15 protein-coding genes and 1 pseudogene are annotated in these 20,777 nt (G+C 62.3%); 5 read left to right on the forward strand and 11 right to left on the reverse strand.

The window, feature by feature from the left end:
• Positions 1-211: 211 nt before the first annotated feature.
• Both CSC76_RS07045 and CSC76_RS07050 read left to right on the forward strand, forming a co-directional pair.
• Positions 212-6,886, forward strand: coding sequence for an FG-GAP-like repeat-containing protein (locus CSC76_RS07045; protein WP_238394896.1), 6,675 nt, complete (start codon positions 212-214; stop codon positions 6,884-6,886).
• The gene (locus tag CSC76_RS07050) at positions 6,883-7,713 is read left to right on the forward strand and encodes a hypothetical protein (protein WP_162109346.1); all 831 of its coding nucleotides are present in this window, start codon (positions 6,883-6,885) and stop codon (positions 7,711-7,713) included. The genes CSC76_RS07045 and CSC76_RS07050 overlap by 4 nt, the downstream gene beginning before the upstream one ends.
• A 197-nt stretch (positions 7,714-7,910) precedes the next feature.
• On the opposite strand, the pseudogene CSC76_RS07055 reads toward CSC76_RS07050, so the two are convergent.
• The 7 genes and pseudogenes from CSC76_RS07055 to CSC76_RS07085 form a co-directional block, all read right to left on the reverse strand.
• Positions 7,911-9,753 (reverse strand): annotated as a pseudogene (locus CSC76_RS07055) (copper resistance system multicopper oxidase).
• Positions 9,754-9,880: 127 nt separating this feature from the next.
• The gene (locus CSC76_RS19400) at positions 9,881-10,252 is read right to left on the reverse strand and encodes a CopL family metal-binding regulatory protein (protein WP_379605932.1); all 372 of its coding nucleotides are present in this window, start codon (positions 10,250-10,252) and stop codon (positions 9,881-9,883) included.
• 456 nt (positions 10,253-10,708) lie between these two features.
• Complete coding sequence (locus CSC76_RS07065) at positions 10,709-11,413, reverse strand: SseB family protein (protein WP_162109348.1); 705 nt, start codon at positions 11,411-11,413, stop codon at positions 10,709-10,711.
• Between the two features lie 57 nt (positions 11,414-11,470).
• The gene (locus CSC76_RS07070) at positions 11,471-11,743 is read right to left on the reverse strand and encodes a BPSL0761 family protein (protein WP_162109349.1); all 273 of its coding nucleotides are present in this window, start codon (positions 11,741-11,743) and stop codon (positions 11,471-11,473) included.
• 70 nt (positions 11,744-11,813) lie between these two features.
• Positions 11,814-12,677, reverse strand: coding sequence for a DNA-binding protein (locus CSC76_RS07075; RefSeq protein ID WP_274382086.1), 864 nt, complete (start codon positions 12,675-12,677; stop codon positions 11,814-11,816).
• A 388-nt stretch (positions 12,678-13,065) separates the two neighbouring features.
• A complete protein-coding gene (locus CSC76_RS07080; protein WP_162109351.1) occupies positions 13,066-13,827 on the reverse strand; it encodes an SseB family protein in 762 nt (253 codons plus the stop codon).
• A gap of 2 nt (positions 13,828-13,829) precedes the next feature.
• Positions 13,830-14,102 (reverse strand): BPSL0761 family protein, encoded by a 273-nt coding sequence (locus CSC76_RS07085; RefSeq protein WP_046933515.1) that lies wholly within the window; start codon positions 14,100-14,102, stop codon positions 13,830-13,832.
• A 328-nt stretch (positions 14,103-14,430) separates the two neighbouring features.
• Between CSC76_RS07085 and CSC76_RS07090 the strand changes: the two genes are divergently transcribed.
• A complete protein-coding gene (locus tag CSC76_RS07090; protein WP_162109352.1) occupies positions 14,431-15,033 on the forward strand; it encodes a YkgJ family cysteine cluster protein in 603 nt (200 codons plus the stop codon).
• A gap of 67 nt (positions 15,034-15,100) precedes the next feature.
• On the opposite strand, the gene CSC76_RS07095 is transcribed toward CSC76_RS07090, so the two are convergent.
• The 4 genes from CSC76_RS07095 to CSC76_RS07110 form a co-directional block, all read right to left on the reverse strand.
• The gene (locus tag CSC76_RS07095) at positions 15,101-15,493 is read right to left on the reverse strand and encodes a tautomerase family protein (RefSeq protein ID WP_162109353.1); all 393 of its coding nucleotides are present in this window, start codon (positions 15,491-15,493) and stop codon (positions 15,101-15,103) included.
• Positions 15,494-15,519: 26 nt separating this feature from the next.
• The gene (locus CSC76_RS07100; protein WP_162109354.1) at positions 15,520-16,530 is read right to left on the reverse strand and encodes a zinc-dependent alcohol dehydrogenase family protein; all 1,011 of its coding nucleotides are present in this window, start codon (positions 16,528-16,530) and stop codon (positions 15,520-15,522) included.
• Between the two features lie 326 nt (positions 16,531-16,856).
• Positions 16,857-17,324 (reverse strand): Cu(I)-responsive transcriptional regulator, encoded by a 468-nt coding sequence (gene cueR, locus CSC76_RS07105; protein ID WP_201417330.1) that lies wholly within the window; start codon positions 17,322-17,324, stop codon positions 16,857-16,859.
• Complete coding sequence (locus CSC76_RS07110) at positions 17,324-19,756, reverse strand: heavy metal translocating P-type ATPase (RefSeq protein WP_162109380.1); 2,433 nt, start codon at positions 19,754-19,756, stop codon at positions 17,324-17,326. Before CSC76_RS07110 ends, cueR begins: the two co-directional genes overlap by 1 nt.
• Positions 19,757-19,925: 169 nt before the next feature.
• On the opposite strand from CSC76_RS07110, the gene CSC76_RS07115 reads away from it, so the two are divergent.
• Positions 19,926-20,189, forward strand: coding sequence for a heavy-metal-associated domain-containing protein (locus CSC76_RS07115; RefSeq protein WP_162109355.1), 264 nt, complete (start codon positions 19,926-19,928; stop codon positions 20,187-20,189).
• Between the two features lie 137 nt (positions 20,190-20,326).
• Positions 20,327-20,722: a hypothetical protein gene (locus tag CSC76_RS07120; protein ID WP_102254386.1), complete on the forward strand. Its 396-nt coding sequence runs from the start codon at positions 20,327-20,329 to the stop codon at positions 20,720-20,722.
• The last annotated feature ends 55 nt before the right edge of the window (positions 20,723-20,777 follow it).

The raw sequence follows: 20,777 nt of genomic DNA on the forward strand, positions 1-20,777 counted from the left end.
GCTCGATCACCTGCTTCACCGCTTCGGCCCGGAACTCATCTGTGTACTGCTTGCTGTTGCCCATAAACACCTCGGTCATTGCCATCAATTATGGCAACCGGATGTCTACGAAAGGCTGGCCGGTCCATACATCGACTATCTCTACAACGAGAATCCGGCCGGGGCCGGCACCGGAGAGCACCATGTCCGAGAGATCCGCTACACCGGCAAGGTGGCGCTGGCTGGACAGTCATCCAGCAGTGCGCCCTATGCCAAGGTGCAGTTCAATTACACCACGCTGCCTGCCGAGCAATGGAGTCGCGGGTATCTGGCCGGCGGCTTGGTCACCGCGACCCAGAGGCTGGACAGTATCACCAGCTGCGCCAGCGCCGGCGCCGGGTGCCCTGCGGACCAGCAGGCGCGCCATGTCGTGCTCACCTATGCGCCGTCACCCTCCGGCAGCGGCCAGGACACGCTGATCGGCCTGCAGGAATGTCGGGACAGCACAGCGGCCGTCTGCTCGGCGGCCACGATGTTCGGCTGGAGCACGGCCACCCATGCGTTCGCGACGTACGAGGCACCGCCCAACCTGACATTGGCCACCGATCACTTCAAGAACTTCAAGCTGGGTGATATCAACGGGGATGGCCGCCAGGACCTAGCGGTGCTGTACCTGGCCGGTGCCGGCTGCTCCGGCGGCAGTTGGGTGATCTCGATGCTGGGCAGCCTCAATGCCAGTGGGCAGCCGGCATACGCCAACACGACCTGGAACTGCGTGCCGGCCAACATCACCGACCGCGGCGACGGTGCCTGGCACCTATTCGACTACAACGGCGATGGGCAGGATGACTTGTTCGTCTCCAGTGCCTCGGGTCAAGGCTGGCGTGTGCACCCCTCCAATGGCGTGCACTTCGACATGGCCACCAATCTGATCGCGAGCCTGTCCCCGATCGTGCCCTCGGCCACGGCCGAGTCCTCACAGGTCCATCTGGCCGATATCAACGGCGATGGCCTGACCGACATCGTATATCCCACCAGCGGCACCCTACGGGCGCGCATGATGGAGCGCCAGGCCGGCGGCTTTGCTTGGGGTGGCGAGCGGTCGGTGATCGTGGATGAGAGCACGCTGCCTGAGCCTGCCCTGGGTTGTGATGATCCTTTCAACAATCTGGTGCGCAACTGCGAGCGCACCATCTCCGGCACGCTGACCACCAAGACCGGCTTCATGCAGATGGTGGATTTCAATGGCGATGCGGCGTCAGACCTGCTGATTCGCATCACCACCCGTGCCGACGTGTTCACTGGCTTTCCTGGATGTGAGATTGGACCACTGGAACGTCGTGTCAATGATGGCGGCACGCCCGGCTTCATTTCGCGCTTCCACAATGATGAAGAAGACGCAGGCACGGCCGTGGCCTTTTCTGTGCCGAATGATCCTTGCTGGGAACGCGTCACCTCCGACTCCCTCTACGCGCTGACCGTGCAGGCGCAAACCGCCAGCACCGTGTCACTGGCAGGCTTCGATGTCGTCTCTGTCGGAAATCCGCATGCGGTGGTGTTCGCGGATTTCAATGGCGATGGCCTGAGCGATCGCGCCGTGCGTAGCACGTCGAACTCGGAGTGGACCTACGCCCTGAACAATGGTCGGTACTTTGTCGGCGGCGGCGCACTGACGTTGACCGACTATCGCGATCAGGTCCGCTTTCTCGACGTCACGGGCGATGGCCGTGCGGACATGCTGTATCTGATCAACTATGGCACCCACAAAGGCTACGCCGTGCGTCGGGCACTGCCCGAGGGCGGTTTCTCGACCGGCTCCACGCTGCCTGGCGGCAACGCACGGCTGTGCCAAGGCAGCGGTTGCGATCAGAACAAGCACGTTCCGATCTTTGGGGACGTCGATGGCGACGGCAACATGGATTTCCAGGCGCTGAGCTTTGCGGGCAGCACCGTCGGCACCGCCTTCTCGCGCAGCGCCCAGACTTTCCAGCCGCGCGATCTGATCACCAGCATCACCAACGGCCTGGGCGCCACAACCCAACTGCAGTACGTCCCGCTGACCAACACGGCGATCTATCGCCGCAGCACGGGCTCGCGCAATGGCCTGAACTGGGGTCGGGGCTCGCCTGTGGTCGATCTGCTTGCGCCCACGTATGTGGTGGCCAAGGCCAGCAGCAGCGCGCCGCGGGCGGGCAATCCCGCCGCCATGGCCAGCCTGTACTACCGCTATGCCAACGCCAGGGTACAGGCCGGCGGTCGCGGCTTCCTGGGCTTTGGCCGCATCGAGACGATCGATCCCAACCAGACCGGCGGGTATGTGGTCACGGTGAGCACCTATGCCCAGAACTATCCCTTCACCGGTATGCCGGTGCAGACCATCAAGAAGGCCGTCAGCGGGGCGTATGTCGCCCCCACCTGCCTAAACGCGATTCCCGCAAACGCGTGCTTTAGCGGCCCGGGCGTGGCCCACCCCGACCTGGGTGGCCAGTGGTTCTCCAATAGCGTGCAGAGTTGGGAGATGGCGCCAACCTCGCTGGCGACGCAGGTGCCAATCCACGTGCGCACCCAGGGCAGCGAAGAGTCTTTGCGCGACCCGTTCACCGGCGAGGTCACAAGCAAGGTCGCCACCGCTTTCAGCTACGGCAGTCATGGCAACGTGACGCAAACGGTGGTGGATACCTATACAGGGGCGTCGAACCTGACCGCCACGCAAATCACCCAGAACACATACAGCGATGACGTTGGCGCCTGGCGGCTGGGACGCCTGACCGCGAGCACCATCACCCACCGCCGGCCGGGCTATCCAGATGTGGTGCGCACGGCCGGCTTCGGCTATGCGATGGGCGGGGCCAGGACCGGTCTGCTGACGTTGGAGCAGCCCCAGCCAAGCGCCGCCGCGAACCTGGCCTCGGCCAAGGCCTATGCATTGGATGAGTTCGGCAATCGCCTGCAATCGGTGACTTGTGCAGCCCCCGCCGCAGGCTGCTCGCTATCAGGCTTCGTTTTCCAACCCTCAGGCATCGATGCGATCCGCCGCTACTCGCGCGTGGAGTACGACACGCAGGGCCGCTTCCCGGTCGCCACCTACGAGCCGTTCTGGAACGGGTTCACTGGCGAGGAACGTCGTACCACCTACGTGGTCTCCCGCAACATCTTCGGCGAAGCCACCGATGTGCTGGACGTCAACGGCGTGCGCTCGCTGGCCATCAAGGGCGCGCTGGGCCGTGACTACTTCACCTGGAGGCAGACCCTGCCCGGGGCGTCGCCTGGCAATGGCGGCATCATAGGCACTACCACGTACCGCTGGTGCAGTGGCACGGGCGCAGTGGCTTGTCCGGCCGGGGCGGTGTTCCGGCAGCAGGTTGCCGCCACCGCGGCCGCCCGCCAATGGACGTGGTTCGACGTGCTGGGCCGCCCGATCATGAAGGCCAGCGAGACCTTCAACGTCGGCGTCATCGATCAGGACGTCTCGGCCACGTGCACCGAGTACGACGGCGCCGGACGCGTGGTGCGGACCTCCACGCCATTCTTCCTGGCCGGAACCGCGGGCACGACCGGGCCGAGCGATGTCGGCAGCGTGTGCAGTGCGCCCTCGCGCGCGTGGGCCGCTACCACTTACGACCTGCTGGGGCGGCCGACGCTGATCCAAGCGCCGGATGGATCGCAGCAGAGTACTCAGTACGCGGGACGGACCACCACGGCGTGGGATCAGCGCAGCAACCCGACGGTGCAGGTGGTCAACGGCAAGGGCGAAGTGCTGGCCATGCAGGACGCCAGTGGTTTCACCACGCAGTTCACCTACCAGGCCGACGGCAACGTGGCCAGCGTCACCCGCAACGCAGGCGCGGGAGCAATCACCAACACCTTCAGTTATGACGTGCTAGGCCGCAAGATCCAGCAGGTTGACCCGGACACGGGCACCTCGACGCTGGAGTACAACGCGCTGGGCGAAGTGATCGCCCAGGTCGACAATGGTGGCTATCGTACCGAGCGTGAGATTGACGCGCGCGGGCGGGCCTGGCGGATCACTGCGAAGCTGCCCGGCGGCGTTATCGAAAGCCAGACCACCACCGAGTACGACAGCTACATCGCCGCCAGCGGCCAACCGGTGATGGAGACCACCACCGGGCAATACGAGGCTTGGGCGGGACAACCCGACAACGCGACCGATTACCTTCGGCAGTTTCTTTACGATGCGATGGGGCGCCCGGCGGGCATGGGCGTCATTGTCGAGGAGGGCATGTTCGGCACCGAGGTGCAGTACGACGTGTTGGGCCGACCGTGGAAGGCGCGTGATGCCAGCGGCGCCTGGAGCAAGACCGAGTTCGGGGCGCGCGGTGCGCGGGCCACCTGTGCCAGCGATGAGTTGGACAGTAATCCGATCTGTAGCAGCGCGATCGACACCTACAACCGCACGCTGGCCACCGATGCTTGGGGTAACGTCAGTCGGGAGATCCGCGCCGGCCAGTCCAGCATGGAAGTGCGCCGGCAGTACCACGCCCTTACCGGGCGCCTGACGGAGATCTGCGCAGGCAATACCAACTGCAACTTGGTGCAGGAAGGCTATGTGTGGGATGCCGCCGGCAATCTGGCCTCGCACCAGAAGGAAGGACGCTACCTGGAGCAGTTCACCTATGACAGCCTGAACCGGGTTATCGAGGGGCGGTTGACCATGGCTAATGGCGTCACCGTCAACCAGGTGCTGCTGGCCAATGCCTACGACCAGCTCGGCAACATCTGTAGCAAGGACGGACTGGGATACGGCTATCCCGGCGCCGATGGCTGTGTGGGTGCGCTGCCGATGCCTCAAGCTGGGGCCATCCCTTCGCTGGCCAGCCAAGCGCCGCAGACGCTCACTAGCCTCACCAGCGCCGCAGCACGACCCAGTTTTTCGGCGCTGAACCGCGGCCAGCTGTTTGCGCCCGAGTATCGCAACCGCCGCTACAGCGCAGGCGATGATCGTCCAAGTTGGGACGATGAAGCCGATGGCTGGTCGCTAGGCTTCGAGCAGCCGCAGGGCGGCGATTGGCAACGCAGGACCAAACCGGCGCGACCGGCTTCGCAGGAGATCGCGCTGCCCACCGCGGGCGCTCAGTTGGCGACGCTGACGCGCACAGCCACGACCTCAGCTGCGGTCACGTCCGTGGCCAACAGCCCCCACGCAGTCAACAGGACCGGTGACGGCGCCGCCGCCACGTTCTACTACTACGACGATCGCGGCAACCAGACGCTGCGCGATGCACCCGGCAGTAGCAACGATCGCACCATCCGGTACACCGCCGATGGCAAGGCCCACGAGATCCAGATGGGCAACGGGCAGACCACGCGGTTCTGGTACGGCCCGGATGGGCAGCGCTACAAGCGGCAGGACGGCGCCACCATCACCCTGTACATCGGCGGTGTCGAGCTCGTGATCCAGAACGGCTTGCAGACCGCCCGCCGGTATGTGGCCGGGGTAGCCCTGCAGACGGTCGTCGATGGCGTGGTCCAGGCGACGAAGTTCCTGTTCCACGATCACCTGGGCAGCTTGATCCGCGTCGCCAACAGCGATGGCAGCGTGGCCGAAGCGCTGGACTACGCCACCTTCGGTGCGCGTCGCGCTTTCGGCAACCCGGCCGGAAGCGGTACCGCCTCGTCCAACACCCCGCGCGGCTTTACCGGGCACGAGTACGTGGACGGCACGGACGTCATCCACATGAATGGCCGCATCTACGACGCGACGCTGGGGCGGTTCCTGCAGGCCGATCCGCTGATTCAGGCGCCGCCCAACGGCCAGAGCTGGAATGCCTACACCTACGTGTTCAATAACCCGCTGGTGTACACCGACCCGACGGGTAATTTCAGCCTGCGGCAGGCGCTGGGGCTGATCATCGCCATCGTAGGCACGATCTTCATGCCGTACCTGGCGCCGGTGTTCACCAAGCTGGGGGCAGCCATGCTGGTGGGCTTCGTCAGCGGCTATGTCAGCACGGGGACGCTACAGGGCGGTCTGTTCGGCGCGTTCTCGGCGGCGGTCTTCTACGGGATAGGCACCAAGTTCCAGCAGCTACAGGCCGCCAACGGCGCGGAATTCAAGGGTGTGTTCGGCACTGGCCTGACCGGCGAGCAGTTCGCCAACAAGGTGCTCAGCCACGGTGTTGCCGGTGGTGTCATGTCGCGCCTGCAGGGTGGGAAGTTCGGGCATGGATTCCTGAGTGCGGGCGTGGCAGAGTTGAGCGCGCCGATGATTGCAGGCATCGGGAACGGTGCCCAAAGCGCCGCACCAGCTCGAGTCGCGGTGGCGGCGCTTGTTGGCGGCACCGTGTCGGAGGTGACGGGCGGAAAGTTCGGCAATGGCGCACTACAGGCGGCCTTCAGTGCAGCGTTCAATGATGCTTTGCATGGGTACACGGAGGACGCAGAGATTGGGAGATTGGTTCACGACCGAATCTATGAGAACGAACTCGCGACCAATCCTTTACCTGTGACCAGAGGTAAAGTGGGGAACATGGGCTATCTTGATGGTTATACGGACCTAGCAATTGATCAGTACATCATCGAGATCAAGCCAGAGAGCTACATGTTGAGCGGATACAAGTACGCAATGGCACTCGACCAGGTGCAGGGTTATGTTTCGGCTGCAGGCGCAAACAGATGGTTTAAGGGCGGCGAACACATCATGACTGGCGCAAGGTCGTTTGAAATTAGAACGAGTTCTTTGTTTATGAACAGAACCTACGAGATCACCGTACTGGCCGATCCCCACAACTTGAACTCCGGCCTTGTCTTCTACTCGAAGCGACTCATCAGCCAAAGGGTAAGAAGCCTGTGGCGACTGCCAGCCAATTCTAACGAGATGGCTCCGGGCGTTCTTCCAGGGCAGCCGCAGCGGATCCCAGTTTGCGTGCGGCCGGGTTTCTGTCGATGAATGGTCCTGTGGCTTTTCAAAACCTTGACTTTGCACGCGCTGGCCTGCAGATAAAGGCCATTGAGGAAGAGCTTGTTGCGAAAGGATTTGGTGCTTTCAAAATTCTCCAGGAGCGGAGGCTTTTGTTTGCTACGCATGATGATGTCCAGCTGCTATCAAGGTATGACGAGGAGCGCGCTGCAGAGATACTGTCTGCAGTAAGAGACTCGGGAAGTTCGATGGGTGCCGGAGATGGTTATGCCTCTCCGTACTTGAATAGTTTGAGGGTCGCAGCATGTCAAGGAAAGGGCGTACTTCCTACGGAACGCCTCCTACACGTGTTCAAAGCGAACGGAACTCTTGCACAAGAGCAAGCAGGCTTGATCGCTGAGCGTGCACGAGCAGCTTTCAAGTCTGAAGCTATTGGCCGATTTCCGAGCCACTTTTTCTCTAGCCAAGCTGACGTTGTGGAGTATTTGTCAGGCTACGTCGCAGCCAACACTGGAAGTTTCGTAAAGAGCAGGAAACTAGTCGACGGAAAATTCATCGCTTCGTTCGCGCTTACTGAGTCAACCTGTATGGCTTTAGGGCTCAGCGCTAAGCCGTCTGTCCGAAATGGACATGCAATCTTGTTGTGGGTGCCCTGGGTGCTAGGACTTCCTTCAGCGAAGGTCCTTGGAAAGCGATTTCATGAGCTTCATTCGGTAGGGAAACCTGTCGACGTAAGATCCGCCATTGATGGCCTCAGGATCTACGATGTGTCCGAATCTTCCGCTGAACTGACTCACGCCTTTAGCGCTTATGTGGCAGCCACCCGTCTCGTTATTGAGCACTCGACGGAGGGTTGAGTCGCTCGGAATTGCGAACTGGCTAGGATCAAGCAGTAGTGCAGGCGTGTAGGCCGACACTCCAAATGCCCAGATGCTTGGTGGGACTGTCCAGTTTACTTGGCGACGGTGTCCAGTTCATTTGGCGGCAGTGTCCAGCTAGCTGGCTGTATGTACCAAGGCCAGCAAGCCGTGGCGCATCGGCAGGTTCGTCGCGTTCATGCGCCGCCCTCCTGCACCTGCACGGCACGCATCATGCCGGCCTCCATGTGATACAGAAGGTGGCAGTGGTAGGCCCACATGCCCAGCGCATCGGCGCGCACGCGGTAACTGCGCTTGCTGCCCGGCGGCATGTCCACGGTGTGCTTGCGCACCATGAAATTGCCGTTGTCGTCTTCCACATCGCTCCACATGCCGTGCAGATGGATCGGGTGGGTCATCATCGGGTCGTTGACCAGCACGATGCGCAGGCGCTCGCCGTAATTCAGCCGCAGCGGCTCGGCGCCCGAGAACTTGATGCCGTTGAAGCCCCAGGCAAACTTCTCCATGTGCCCGGTCAGGTGTAATTCGATCTCGCGGCCCGGGTCGCGGCCGTCGGGATCCTCGAACGCGCTCCTGAGCATCGCGTAGGTGAGCACCTTGCGCCCGTTGTCGCGCAGGCCGTTGCCCGGGTCGTCCAGCCGCGAAGTCGGTGTCATGGCCTGGTTGTCGACCAGCGGATTGCCGGTCTCGCTGGCCGGGTGCGTCTGCATGCCGCTTCCCATGTCCATGCCCTGCATGTTCATCCCGGACATGTCGTGGCCGGCGTGTTCATTGGCTGGCTGGCCGTGATCCATTCCCGCCATGCCTTGCATCGCACCCATGTCATGGCCGGAATGCTCGCCACCGGCCTGGCCGTGATCCATGCCCATGTCGGCCATCGTCAGGATCGGCCGTGGATCGACCGTTGGCACGGGTGCCCGCAGGCCTTCGCGCACAGCCAGGGTGCCGCTGACGTAGCCCGTGCGCCCGGAGTCCTGCGCGAAGATAGTGAAGGCGTCCTGGCCGGACGGCTCGACGATGACATCGAAGGTCTCGGCGACCGCGATGCGGAACTCGTCCACCGTCACCGGATGCACGTACTGGCCGTCGGCGGCAACCACGGTCATCTTCAAGCCCGGGATGCGCACGTCGAAGTAGGTCATCGCCGAGCCGTTGATGAAGCGCAGGCGGATCTTCTCGCCGGAACGGAACAACCCGGTCCAGTTGCCGAGCGAAGTCGTGCCATTCATCAGGTAGGTGTACGTGTTCGCATTGACGTCCGACAGGTCGGTCGGCGACATGCGCATCTGGCCCCACATTCGGCGGTCGGCCAGCGTGGCTTTCAGGCTGTCCTCGCGCGCATCGCGGAAGAAGTCGCCGACCGTGCGCATGTAGTAGTTGTCGTACATCGACATCTTCTTCAGCCGCGAGAACAACGCGGCTGCATCCAGATCGGTCCAGTCGCTCAGCATCACCACGTAATCGCGGTCATAGGCGAAAGGTTCGGGCGCGATCGGGTCTATGACCAATGGCCCGTACAGGCCCGCTTGTTCCTGGAAGCCGGAATGGCTGTGGTACCAGTAGGTACCGCCTTGCTGCACGGTGAAGCGGTAGTGATAGGTCTCGCCACGGCCGATGCCGTTGAAGCTCAGCCCGGGCACGCCATCCATAGTTGGCTGGCAGCAGGATGCCGTGCCAGTGGATTGAGGTGTCGTGACCGTGGATCGAACCGGCGGGCAGCGCGTTGGAGACGCGCAAGTTGACCGTGGTGCCTTCACGCCAACGCAGTAGCGGCGCCGGGATCGAGCCATTGACAGCGATCGCTGGTCGCGTGCGCCCAGTGAAATTCATTGGCGTCTCGCCAATGACCAAGTCGAACTCGGTGCCTGACAGCACGTTGGGATTGCCAGGGCCCTTGATGGCCCAACTGCTCTTGGGCCACAGCCCCAGGCCGGCGATGGCACCACCAGCCGCCAGGCCCTGCACAAAGCGGCGTCGCGACGGCTTGTGCTGGCCGTCGGCGGGAAAGTCGGATGACATTGTGAACTCCGTGGGTAGCGTCGGGTCATGGCCAGCGGCGTGCGGGCCATGCGCCATGCGAAACCGTTGCAGCAAGGCTGCAGACGGAAACGGGCGATATGTGGCGCTATGCAGCGCCGAGGGACGCTTAACCGATTGGAGGTCGGATCAGGTGTGGCAGGGCGGGAGTCGCGTGCCCAAGCGACAGCGGACGCAAGCTCCTAGGGTGCTCGATCTGCACCGGAGCGAAGGTCGTCATCGACACGGCGACCGGGGACGAGTGCATGCAGACGGAACGGCAGGCACTGGAATCGGAACCACAGCAATCGGGCGCTGCAGAGTCGGCTGGGGCTGCCATGCCATCGGATTTCACCGAGGCGGCATGGCGTTCATGGCATGGAGCTGAGGCAATCGTCTTCTGCGCCGGCGCAGCGACCGACGATGCAGCTCCATGTGCCATGTGCACGGACGCCATCGCCGTCGTCGCCCCATTAAGAATCAAGGCAACGCTCAACAGCACCCGCAACAGAATGGCCCAAGCTGACCTGCCGGCACTATACCTCCGAGTCGGAGCGCAAGGGTAGAGGAAGCATGGATCGGAATTGGCGGCCGCCCTCAGGTCGGCTGGCTACCCTCGGCGCAAGTCGCTCCGGAGAGCCCAAACGTACTGCCGATGCGGCCGTAACCCCCGTCAGCCCGTCATCACGCGGGATAAACCACTATTATCCCGCTTCAAAATACGGTCAAATTATTGCCCGTTCCGTAACTTGATTGGTATGTAATTTCGTGGTATGTAATACATTACGAAATAGTCGGAGAGCGCGATGGCACGCGGCGGCCTGTACAAGAGCGACATCCAGAAGGCCCGCGATACGAACCGGGCTCGGTAAAGCTGTGACTTTTCGCCCCGCTCCCGGCCAAGTCACAGAATTAGCGTGTAGTTCGGGCAAGTCACAGCTTTAGTGTGGCGATTCTTTCAACCTGAAGTTCGGTCGAAGATGGCGATAACGCCAGGCTGCGTTAGGTGCTCAGGGAGCGGCAAACTGCGGTCATGGATCATGATGTCGATCATCGCGTCATGGTCCGAGCACATTGGCTGTACCGCCGCAGTTACCAAGCGAGCCGCACGTTCTGCCAGTGACGGATCGACCACGAGGTAGATCACCAGGCCCAGCGGCGCATCCAGGTTGTTGGCGTACCTTGATTCAACGATGAAAGCCGCCTCCACGTAGTCCGTGGCTTGCGCACTGTCGCGCACGGCAGCTACCAACCAAGCCGGGACGGTAGTGGCGGGCCGGATTTCCAACTGAGTATGTTCGATCTTCTCAATGCGGGCCATATAGCCAGTGTCTAGGAGACTGGCGATCTCCTCTGGATACAACACCGCACCGCCATCGTTGGGATTGAGCATCAACGTGGCACCGCGCGTCTGGCTCAGCAACTCACGTGCCTCAAGCTCAAGAATCCTGACGGCCCGCGAGCTGGCGAACTGCGCCTTCTGTAGGGAGGTGAAAAACGGAATGGCATCAAAACCGTCCGGATGGCGGAATTGCACAAGCCGTAGGTGCTTGCTGTCGTCCGACACCGGCGCATGGACATAGACGGTGGCCTCAAGCAGGCTCCGGAAGAACGCCGGCTCCTCGGTCGGGTCGAGCCTCGATCTCTCCAGTCGCGCTTCCAACTCGTGATGGGGTGGTCCCGGGTGGCCTGGCGGCATGCGTGGTCGAGGTGGCATGCCCTACTCCCGATGCGGGCCGAGGGGGTAATTCCGCAACCAGTCCGCTTCGAAGCACGATGTTAGGTAGGGTCGTACGAAGAAGGATTGAGTCAGCTCGCGTAACCGTTCCTCGTGACCTGCTATGGCCTCGACATCGCTGATGGTCGGGTAATGCCGCAGCAGCCGATAGGCTTCTTGGCGAACGGTCTTTGGCACGGCTTGGTTGGCGGCGAGTTCTTTCAGGAACGCGCCGGCCTGCAGCAGGTTTCGCGTGCGCTCGCTGGGCATGGTCATGCGGGCACTGAAGCTGAAACTAAGGAATTCTTAGCCTACGCCGAAAGCGCATGCCAGACCAGCGCCCCCACTACGTGGTCTTGGAAGCGGGTTTTCGCTGGCGCGGTGTGGCGGCCTTCTTTGCCGTGGTTCGGCGCGAGCCCGACGTAGCCAACAGGGCATCTAGGCGGGCACGGGCCGCGGCACTCTCGCGCTCTGCCGCATGTTGGGCATTCTCCGCCGTCCGCTGAGCCTGGCCGGCGGCTTGCAAGGCGCGGGTGTGCTCACGCGCCTGCGTGCTCAGTTGCGCCTTCGTCGCCTTCACCTCCTGGCGGAGCCGATCGATCTCGGCAAAGCCGCGGTCCTCGGCCTGGCGCAGATGGGCTTGCAGCGCCTCACGCTCGGCCGCTGCGGCGGTGCGCTCTTGCTCCACGCGGTCCAGCGCTGCCTGGAGCTGCGTTTCCTGGGCGCGATTGCGTTGCTGGAGCTCCTCGTTCTGGCGCTGCAGATGGCCGACTTGGCTGGCCAATTCGTCGGCGCGCTGCGTACTGATGGCCAAGGCCGCCTCGGCAGACTGGGTGGCGGCGGTGGCCTGCTGCGCCTGGGTCTGGGCCTGGCGGACCTGATCGCCGGCAGCGGCCAACTGCGCCGCTAGGGCGGCCGGGGTGTCGGTCAGCCGCTGGCGCTCGGGCACCAGCGTAGCCTCAGCCTGCTGGCGTCCGGCCGCCAGCGCCAGCCCCCAGATCTGGGCTAAGGCCGGGCCCACGGCCTCCGGCACCGCCGGCATTTTCAGCCGGTGCTGCAGGCGTTCTGCCAGCTGCATCCACCACATATCCAGCAGCGGTCCGATCGTGTTCGGCGAGCCGCGTCCCAGGGCCTGCCGTACGCGTTCAACCGTAGGCCGCTCGCCGGCGCCCAATAGCGTGTCAGCCGCGGCGAAGACGAACCCCGGCAGGGATTCGTGAGAAAAACAGCCGAATCGGCTCTAACACCATGATTCAACGAGGAAACACCCCTCGACGTCAGGCAGTGCGTGGATTACAGACTTAGGCTTGATCGAACCAGAAGCCGCGTGACCCAGGCATTTCTGAAGTGCTGCTTAGGCACGCGTGCCCTTCTTGAATATTGGATTCAAGAGTTTCCACGCTCCTGACCCAACGGAAACCCTCAAGAAGGCTCCGACCATCGCCTGATCCATTGCAGTAGTTCCTCGTGCGGGATCGTACGTCCAGCGTCGACGTCGGCGATACCTTCGCGGGTCCGCCGATCCTTCTCTTCCTCGGTCAATTCCGGAAGGAGTGCTAGCAGTTTGTCTTCAGGGCTCATAGGCCGATGAGCTGCGCTCAAGTTGGCTTGATTCTCGTGAACATGGGCACGATCTGAGGATCATCCAGGCCCGCCGGCAAAGGCTGCGATACGTCGTGGACCGCCAAGTCGATGATGACGTCCAAATCTGAGCATAAGGGCTGTATGGCGGTGGTCACCAGACGAGCCGCCCGCTCGGCGAAAGCCAGGTCGACCACCAGCCAGATCAACAGACCGGGAGGCTGTTCGACGCCCCCCGACGAGTGAGTTTCCAGGAGATACGCCGACGAGACGAAGTCGGCGTGTTCAAGGCTGCCGCTGATGGCCGGAGCGAGCCAAGCCGGTGCGGCTTGGGCAGGTCTCACCGCGAACTCCGCCGGCTCCAGCCGTTCCACCCTGGCCAGAAAGCCCGTATCCAACAATGCCGCAACCTCTTCCGGGTAGAGGACAACGCCGTCGTCGTTGGGATTGAGCATCAACGTAGCGCCGCGAGTACCGGTTAGCAGCTCACGGCCTGGAACTCCCAGAATTCTGACAGCAGCCGAACTGGCCGCCTGCGCCTTGTCGAGCGAGGTAAAGAAGGGGATCGCATCGAAACCGTCAGGATGGCGGAACTGGACCAGCCGCAGTGTCCGCGCGTCATCCGAGACGGGCGCATGCACGTACACGATCGCATCCATCAGTCGCTTGAAGAATGCGCGTTCCTCGGCTGCGCTGTCGCGGGCCCGTTCAAAGGAAGCCTCCAGCGCTGCCTCTGCGGACGTAGTCCCTCTTGCACGCGGCCTGCTCGGTTGCTTCATAGTCAGATGCGATGAGGGCCAAGCGGGTATCCGGAGAACCAATCCGCCTCGATCTCGCTGCTCAGGTAGGGTCGTACGAAGGCCGACTGGGTCAGCGCTCGCAGCCGCTCTTCGTGCTCAGCAATCGCCTCGATGTCGCTGACGGTTGGATAGTGCCGCAGCAGTCGATATGCCTCTTGCCGCACCTCTTTGGGCACGGCTTGGCTGGCCGCTAGCTGCCGGAGGAACGCGCCCGCCTGCAACACATTGCGGGTGCGCTCAGATGGCGTCGTCATGACATCAAGAATGGCTGGAGCTAAGGAATGCTTAGCTTATCGCGTCTGTGGCCGGCTAGCGCACGGTGCAACTACAGACCTTGCGATTTCCAAATTAATCCGGTATAATCAATAACGTACTTCGCATAACGTCGCTTATGTAAAACCGCGGCGTGGCCGGTTTGGTGAGTCTGGTGTCTGAATGGCTCTGCCCTCGATCGGTGTCCTGCTCACGTTGCGGCTAGCCCGCGCCGGACGCTCCAGCCCTGATAGCCCTCAGTTCCGCGAGCACGATGGGCGCAGGCTTGGTAGGTTTTGAGGATCAACCCGGCACGTTTGAGGAGCACCGATGATGCAGCAAACGGTTGACTCAGAGCGCGATCCTGCTCAGGCCAAGAAGAATGCCCAGGCGAATTTCGATCGAATGATTACTGGCATTCCGATGGAAATCCAAGACAGAGAAGCCAGCTTGGCCAGTCGGCTGGCCGCTTTGCCTGGAAGCCCGATAAAAAAGCTGCGCGCCTTGCACAAGGAAATGGAGATCCTGTCCGCGGCGATGGCTCCATATGTCGCATGCAGTGCGGGCTGCTCGGCATGTTGCCGCTACCCGGTGCACCTTTATCCCGTTGAGGCCGAGCTTATTGAGAAGCGCTCCTCGCATTCTCGATTGCCGAAGTCGCTTCCTAGCGCCGACTTCCATGGTTCGCCCTGCCCCTTTCTCATCCAGGAGCAATGTTCGATCTACGAGGACCGTCCAATGGTTTGCCGCCAGCATGTTGCGTTGACCAACACGGCTTACTGGTGCGATCCGGTCAGATCGGGCGAGATCACTTTGCCGATGGCCCAACTCTCCAAAGTTCAAGAAGCTTTTCATGAGCTCGTAGCAAAGGATGGCCGCACGACTCCCATGGACATCAGGCAGATCTTCGCAGTACCCGGCGAAAGCTCCTAGGCTGGGAGTGCCTGAAAACTTGACCCGACAGCGTCCTTTTGTGCGAGATATGCGCGCAACGGGAATGTCAGGACTGATGGAACCGCGCTTCTTGCGTACGCCCACCGTAGCCATACGCCGAGGCGCGCGCATCGTGGACATGTACATAGCTTGTCGGGTGCACGGGGCCTAACAGGCGCTCAAAGCAAGCGAACACCTCGGCAAGATACTCTGCCTTCTGCGCTTTGGTGTTGGTCTCATCCGTCACGATGATCTCCAGCGAGAAGCTTGAGACGCCAATCTCACTCAGCGTCTTTCCTCCGATCAGCCAATCTTCAGGCCGGACATACGTGATGATCGTCGCGATCAGGCCCGCCTTCTTTCCTAGAATCCGGCTGGTCATATCGCTCACCTGTGTAGATATCTTCGCGGTCAGCGCGGGAGACGAAGATGCAGAGACTTTGATGTTGATCAGAGGCATGAAGGAACTCGTGTGAAGCCGAGAGGTTAGTTGATGGCGATGACCACTTTGCCGATGGGCCTTCCATGTTCCATGCGCGCAAACGCGGCAGCAGCTTCAGCAAAAGGAAAGATGATGTCGATAACGGGCACGATGGCGTGTTCGTCGATGAAGCGGATAAGGGCTTGGGTCATTTTCTTGGAACCCACTACCACTCCGGTGAGTGACTTTCCGCCGATGAGTGAGAATGGATCGATGCTCAATGCAAATCCGCCAGCGACGCCACCGATGGTCACGACTTGGCCGCCGGGGCGCAGACTTCGCAGCGAGCGAGCAATCGTGTCAGCTCCACCGATGTCCATCACCAGATCTACGCCGCCGGTCGTGCGGAGCACCGTTTCACCCCAGTTGGGATCGGTGTTGTAGTTGATGGCAGCGTGTGCCCCCAATGCCACCATATGCTCGATGCCCTCTCCCCTCCCAGAGAGCACCGTGACGTGCAAGCCGGCTGCCAGCGCGAGCTGGACCGCCCATGTAGACACGCCGCCAGTACCCTGAATCAGCACATGAGCACCGTCGGGCAGCGCGCCCAACTCAAACAACGCGTGCCAGGCAGTGACCCCTGCGCAGGCGATCGTAGAAGCTTGCTCCCATGACAGAGTGCGTGGCGCGTGCACCAATGCACTTTGATCTACCATCAGATGTGTCGTCAGCACACCGTCGATGTTGCCACCCAGCGACAGGGACAGCGCTTGCTCGCTGGGAAATCCCTCAGTCCACCGCGGAAAGAAGATGGGGAGTACGGCATCACCGATGGAGAAGTCGGTGATCGCCGAACCTACAGCTACTACTTGTCCGGCGGCGTCCGACAATGGGATGCGGGCTTCGCCGGCCCCCATCTGACCGTGAGCAACGAGTAAGTCACGGTAGTTGAGCGAGGCGGCCTTGACGGCCAGTAGCACCTGGTTCTCACCCAAGGACGATGGCGGAACCTCGATTCTGTGAAGGCTTTGTGGACCCTGTCCACGGATGACGCGGTAGGCGTGCATGAGGCTCATTGGGCGATTTGGGTGAGAGGTGGCGATCGAGATGGCGCAATGGCACAACGCATTCTTTAATGACGCCATTAATGAACAATATGGGCCGGATAGCCGATCGAGCTGAGTGCTTGCGTTATCAGCTCAAGCGGACGGCGGGTTTCGAGACTGATGCGGCGTTGGTGCGGCATGAACTGCGCCCGCATCGAGGGGTCTACGCTCATCAGCGCACGTCGAATGGGTGCCACACATGCGCTGCAAGCCATGGCCGGGATATGTAGTCGATGCATGCGTTGCTGCTCCAACCAGCAGGGATAGCCAGCGTCAGGCTTCCCACTGTGGCAACGTCAATGCCCGTTCGTCGGACTCGCCAAATCGTCCAAAATCGGGCATTCCGGGCGGTTGTCGCCATGGCATCGACTTGCTAGGTCGCGCAGCGTTCGCTGCATGGCCTGCATCTCGGTAATCTTGATCTGCAGATCGTCGATGTGGCCCTGGGCCAGTTTCTTGACCTGGGCGCTGGCTCGCCGGTCATCGCTCCACAAGCCTAAGAGCGATTGGATTTGTTTGATGGAAAATCCCAGGTTGCGGGCACGACGAATGAATCGAAGCCTGTGCACATCGGCATCGGTGTAGAGGCGATAGCCAGCAAAGGTGCGACTAGCCGGAGGGATCAGATCGATCCCTTCATAGTGGCGAATCATCTTGGCGCTGACCTCGCTGAGCGCGGCGGCCTCGCCAATGTTATGCAATCCGGCTTCGCGCGCGTCGGCCAGTTCGGGTCGCAGTGCCCTGGAGCTGCGTCTGGTTGCCATCATGCCTCTCCCACATCGATCTTGGTTGGCTGCCAACGGCGCAACAGCAGCGTGTTGGCAATCACGCTCACACTGGACAAGGCCATCGCTGCGCCGGCGATGACCGGATCAAGCAAGCCCAGGGCCGCCAGAGGAATCCCGACCACGTTGTAACCGAAGGCCCAGAACAGGTTCTGATGGATCTTGCGGGTCGTGCGGCGGGAAATGTCGATGGCATCGGCGATCAGACCCGGCTCAGCGCGCATTAGGGTAACCCCAGCGGCATGCATCGCCACATCCGTACCGGTTCCCATGGCCACCCCCAGGTTGGCGGCAGCCAGCGCTGGCGCATCGTTGACACCGTCGCCGACCATGGCCACCGGTGCCGACTGAGCCAATTCAGCGACCAACGCAGCTTTCTGCTCAGGCAATACATTGGCGCGCACCTCTTGGATGCCCAGCACCTTTGCCACCGAGGCGGCGGCGCCGGGGTTGTCGCCAGAAATCATGACGGTGCGCAAACCCAGCGTGTGCAGCCGTTGCACAGCCGCGGCTGCACCCAGACGCGGCGGATCCTCAAAGGCCAGTATGCCGAGCAACTGCGGATGATCGGTGCCCTGCTCTGCCAGCCAGGACACCGTGTGGCCGGTCTGGCTGAGTAGTTCGGCCCGGGTCTGCAATGCCGTGAGCGCCACGCCATGCTCAAGCATCATACGGGTACTGCCCAGCAACAGGTTCCTGCCATCCACCTTGCCGGTGATGCCGCGGCCAGGCACCGCCTGCACGTCGCGTGAGAGCGGAATGGCGCGCTGGCCCATTGCGCTCAGTACGGCCTTGGCCAAGGGATGCTCGCTGCCTTGCTGCAGGGCCGCCGCCAACGGCAACAGATCGGCCGCGTGGCCACGGGTGGCAGTTTCTTCGGTCAGTACCGGACGTCCTTGGGTCAACGTGCCTGTTTTGTCGAAGGCCACCACCTTTACGGTACGTGCCACTTCCAGCGCTTCGGCATCCTTGACCAGAATGCCCGCTCGGGCGGCCACGCCGGTGCCGGCCATGATCGCGGTCGGGGTCGCCAACCCCAGCGCGCACGGGCATGCGATGACCAGCACCGCTACCGCGCTCAGGATCGCCTGGTTCCAATCACCCGTTCCCAGACCCCAGCCGAGCAGCGTGAGCAAAGCCAGGCCGATCACTACCGGCACGAAGATCGCGCTCACCCGATCCACGGTTCGCTGAATAGGTGCCTTCTTGGCCTGTGCATCCTCCACAAGGCGAATGATCCGGGACAACGCGGTTTCGGCGCCGATGGCCAGTGTGCGTACCAGGATGCGGCCTTCGCCATTGATAGCCCCACCGGTGACGCGATCGCCCTCCCCGCGCGCCACGGGCATGGACTCCCCGGTGATCAGGGACTCATCGACGTGCGTGCGGCCCTCCGCGATCACGCCATCCACGGGGATGCGCTCGCCTGGCCGCACACTGACAATGTCCGAGACGGCAACCTCGTGAATGGCAACCTCGCGCTCTTGTCCGTCCTGATACACGCGTGCGGTGGCTGGCCGCAGTGCTTGCAAGGCCCGGATCGCTTGCGTGGTCTGTTGCTTGGCGCGGGCCTCTAACCACTTGCCCAGCAGGATCAAGGTAATGATGACCGCCGAGGTCTCGAAGTACAGCGCGGCATCGCCGTGGTGTCCGGCATCATTGAACAAGTGATAGACACTCAAGCCATAACCGGCGCTGGTCCCCAAAGCGACCAGCAGATCCATGTTGCCGGTGCCGGCGCGCAGTGCATGCCATCCGGCGCGATAAAAGCGCGCACCGATCCAGAACTGCACCGGCGTTGCGAGCAAGAACTGCATCCAGCCCGGCAGCATCCAGTGCTGACCTGCGACCCATCCCAGCATGGGGACGACCAACGGCAGGGACAGGGCCGCAGAGATCAGCAGTTTGAGGGTGTCACCACTGAGCGCCTGGCGTGCCGGCGCTGTATCGATCTTGTCTTCCAGTGTCTGCGGTTCGATCGCGCGATAACCCGCTGCGCTGACGGCGGCAACCAGGGATGTGACCTCCACCAGTGACGTGGCCCGTATGCGCGCACGCTCGGTGGCCAGATTGACCGACACCTCCATCACGCCTGGCACAGCACGCAGCGCACGCTCTACCCGTGCCACACATGAAGCGCAGGTCATCCCTTCGATGATCAGATCCCGCTCATGGCTGGCAACCTCATAACCGGCCTGCTTCACCGCCGCGATCAAGGCGGGCAACGCGGCCGCCGGCGCGGTTACCTTGGCCACTTCTGTTGCCAGATTGATCGACGCATCGCTCACGCCGGCAACGGCCCGCAAGCTGCGCTCTACCCGGCCTACACATGAGGCGCATGTCATGCCGGCGACACTGAAGCGATGGGGGGCCGCAGGCACTGGTTGCGGCGAGGTGAGCGTTATGTCCATGGAGTAAGGACCAATAGGAACGAGCAGGTAGCCTGAGCCTTCCCATGATGGGAAGGTCAACAACACGGGACGGTTCTCCACTCAACTTGCCTGTCGCTTGACCTTCCCACCGTGGGAAGGCTCATCGTGACAGCGTCGGCAAACCGCCGATGCTTTTGGAGGGTTGTCCATGAATCTCGTTGTTGAAGGTATGACCTGTGGTCACTGTGTCCGAACGGTGACCCAAGCCATTCAGGCCCTTGACCCCCACGCCCAGGTGGACGTCGATCTGGGCAGTGGCGTGGTCAAGATCGAGGGCCTGCTTGCCGTAGAACAGGCGGTTGAGGCTATCCAGCGGCAAGGCTATGTGATCGCTGCCGTGCTCCCTTCTGAGGCTGGTACGCCGGCCGCCCCGGCCGCCGCATCCTCCTGCTGCGGCGGATGCCACAGCTGAGTCCGCGCGAGGGCTTGATCCTGATCAATGCCACTCAGCCCCAAGAGGGCTAGACTGGCCATCATGAGAGCTCGCACGGCCCCTGCCGTGATCTGCCCAGCGTCCGCAGGCGCTGCTTCGGGCGTGCGGGAGCTGTCATGGTGAAGCTGCTGAGGCGATGGCGGCGACCCCGTTCTCGTGCCCGACTGGCATGGCTGGGGCTGTGGGCGCTGCTGCTGCAGCAACTGGCGCTGGTGGCTTACGCCTGTCCGCTGGAATCGGTGGAAGCTGGACAAGCGACCCTGATGGTCGGTTGCGAAGAGATGTCCGCGCCGGATCCCGATGCTCCGGCGTTGTGCGACCAGCATTGCCAGCGCGATCACATCGCCACGGCCGATGCGAAGGCCCCTCAAGTGCCTTACCAGCCCGCGCTGGCCGCCTTCGCGCTCGTGCAGGCTCTCTTGCCACCGGTACACGCGCAGTTCTATCGGGATGTTCCGGTGTGCGTGTCCGATCCGCCTCCCCTGCAGCGCTTCTGTAGCCTGCTGATTTAAGCCCCCTCCTGGATTGACCCGTGCTCGTGCTGCATGCGTTGCAGCGCGCTCGTTG

Source organism: Pseudoxanthomonas mexicana, from assembly GCF_010093385.1.
Classification (GTDB): domain Bacteria; phylum Pseudomonadota; class Gammaproteobacteria; order Xanthomonadales; family Xanthomonadaceae; genus Pseudoxanthomonas_A; species Pseudoxanthomonas_A mexicana.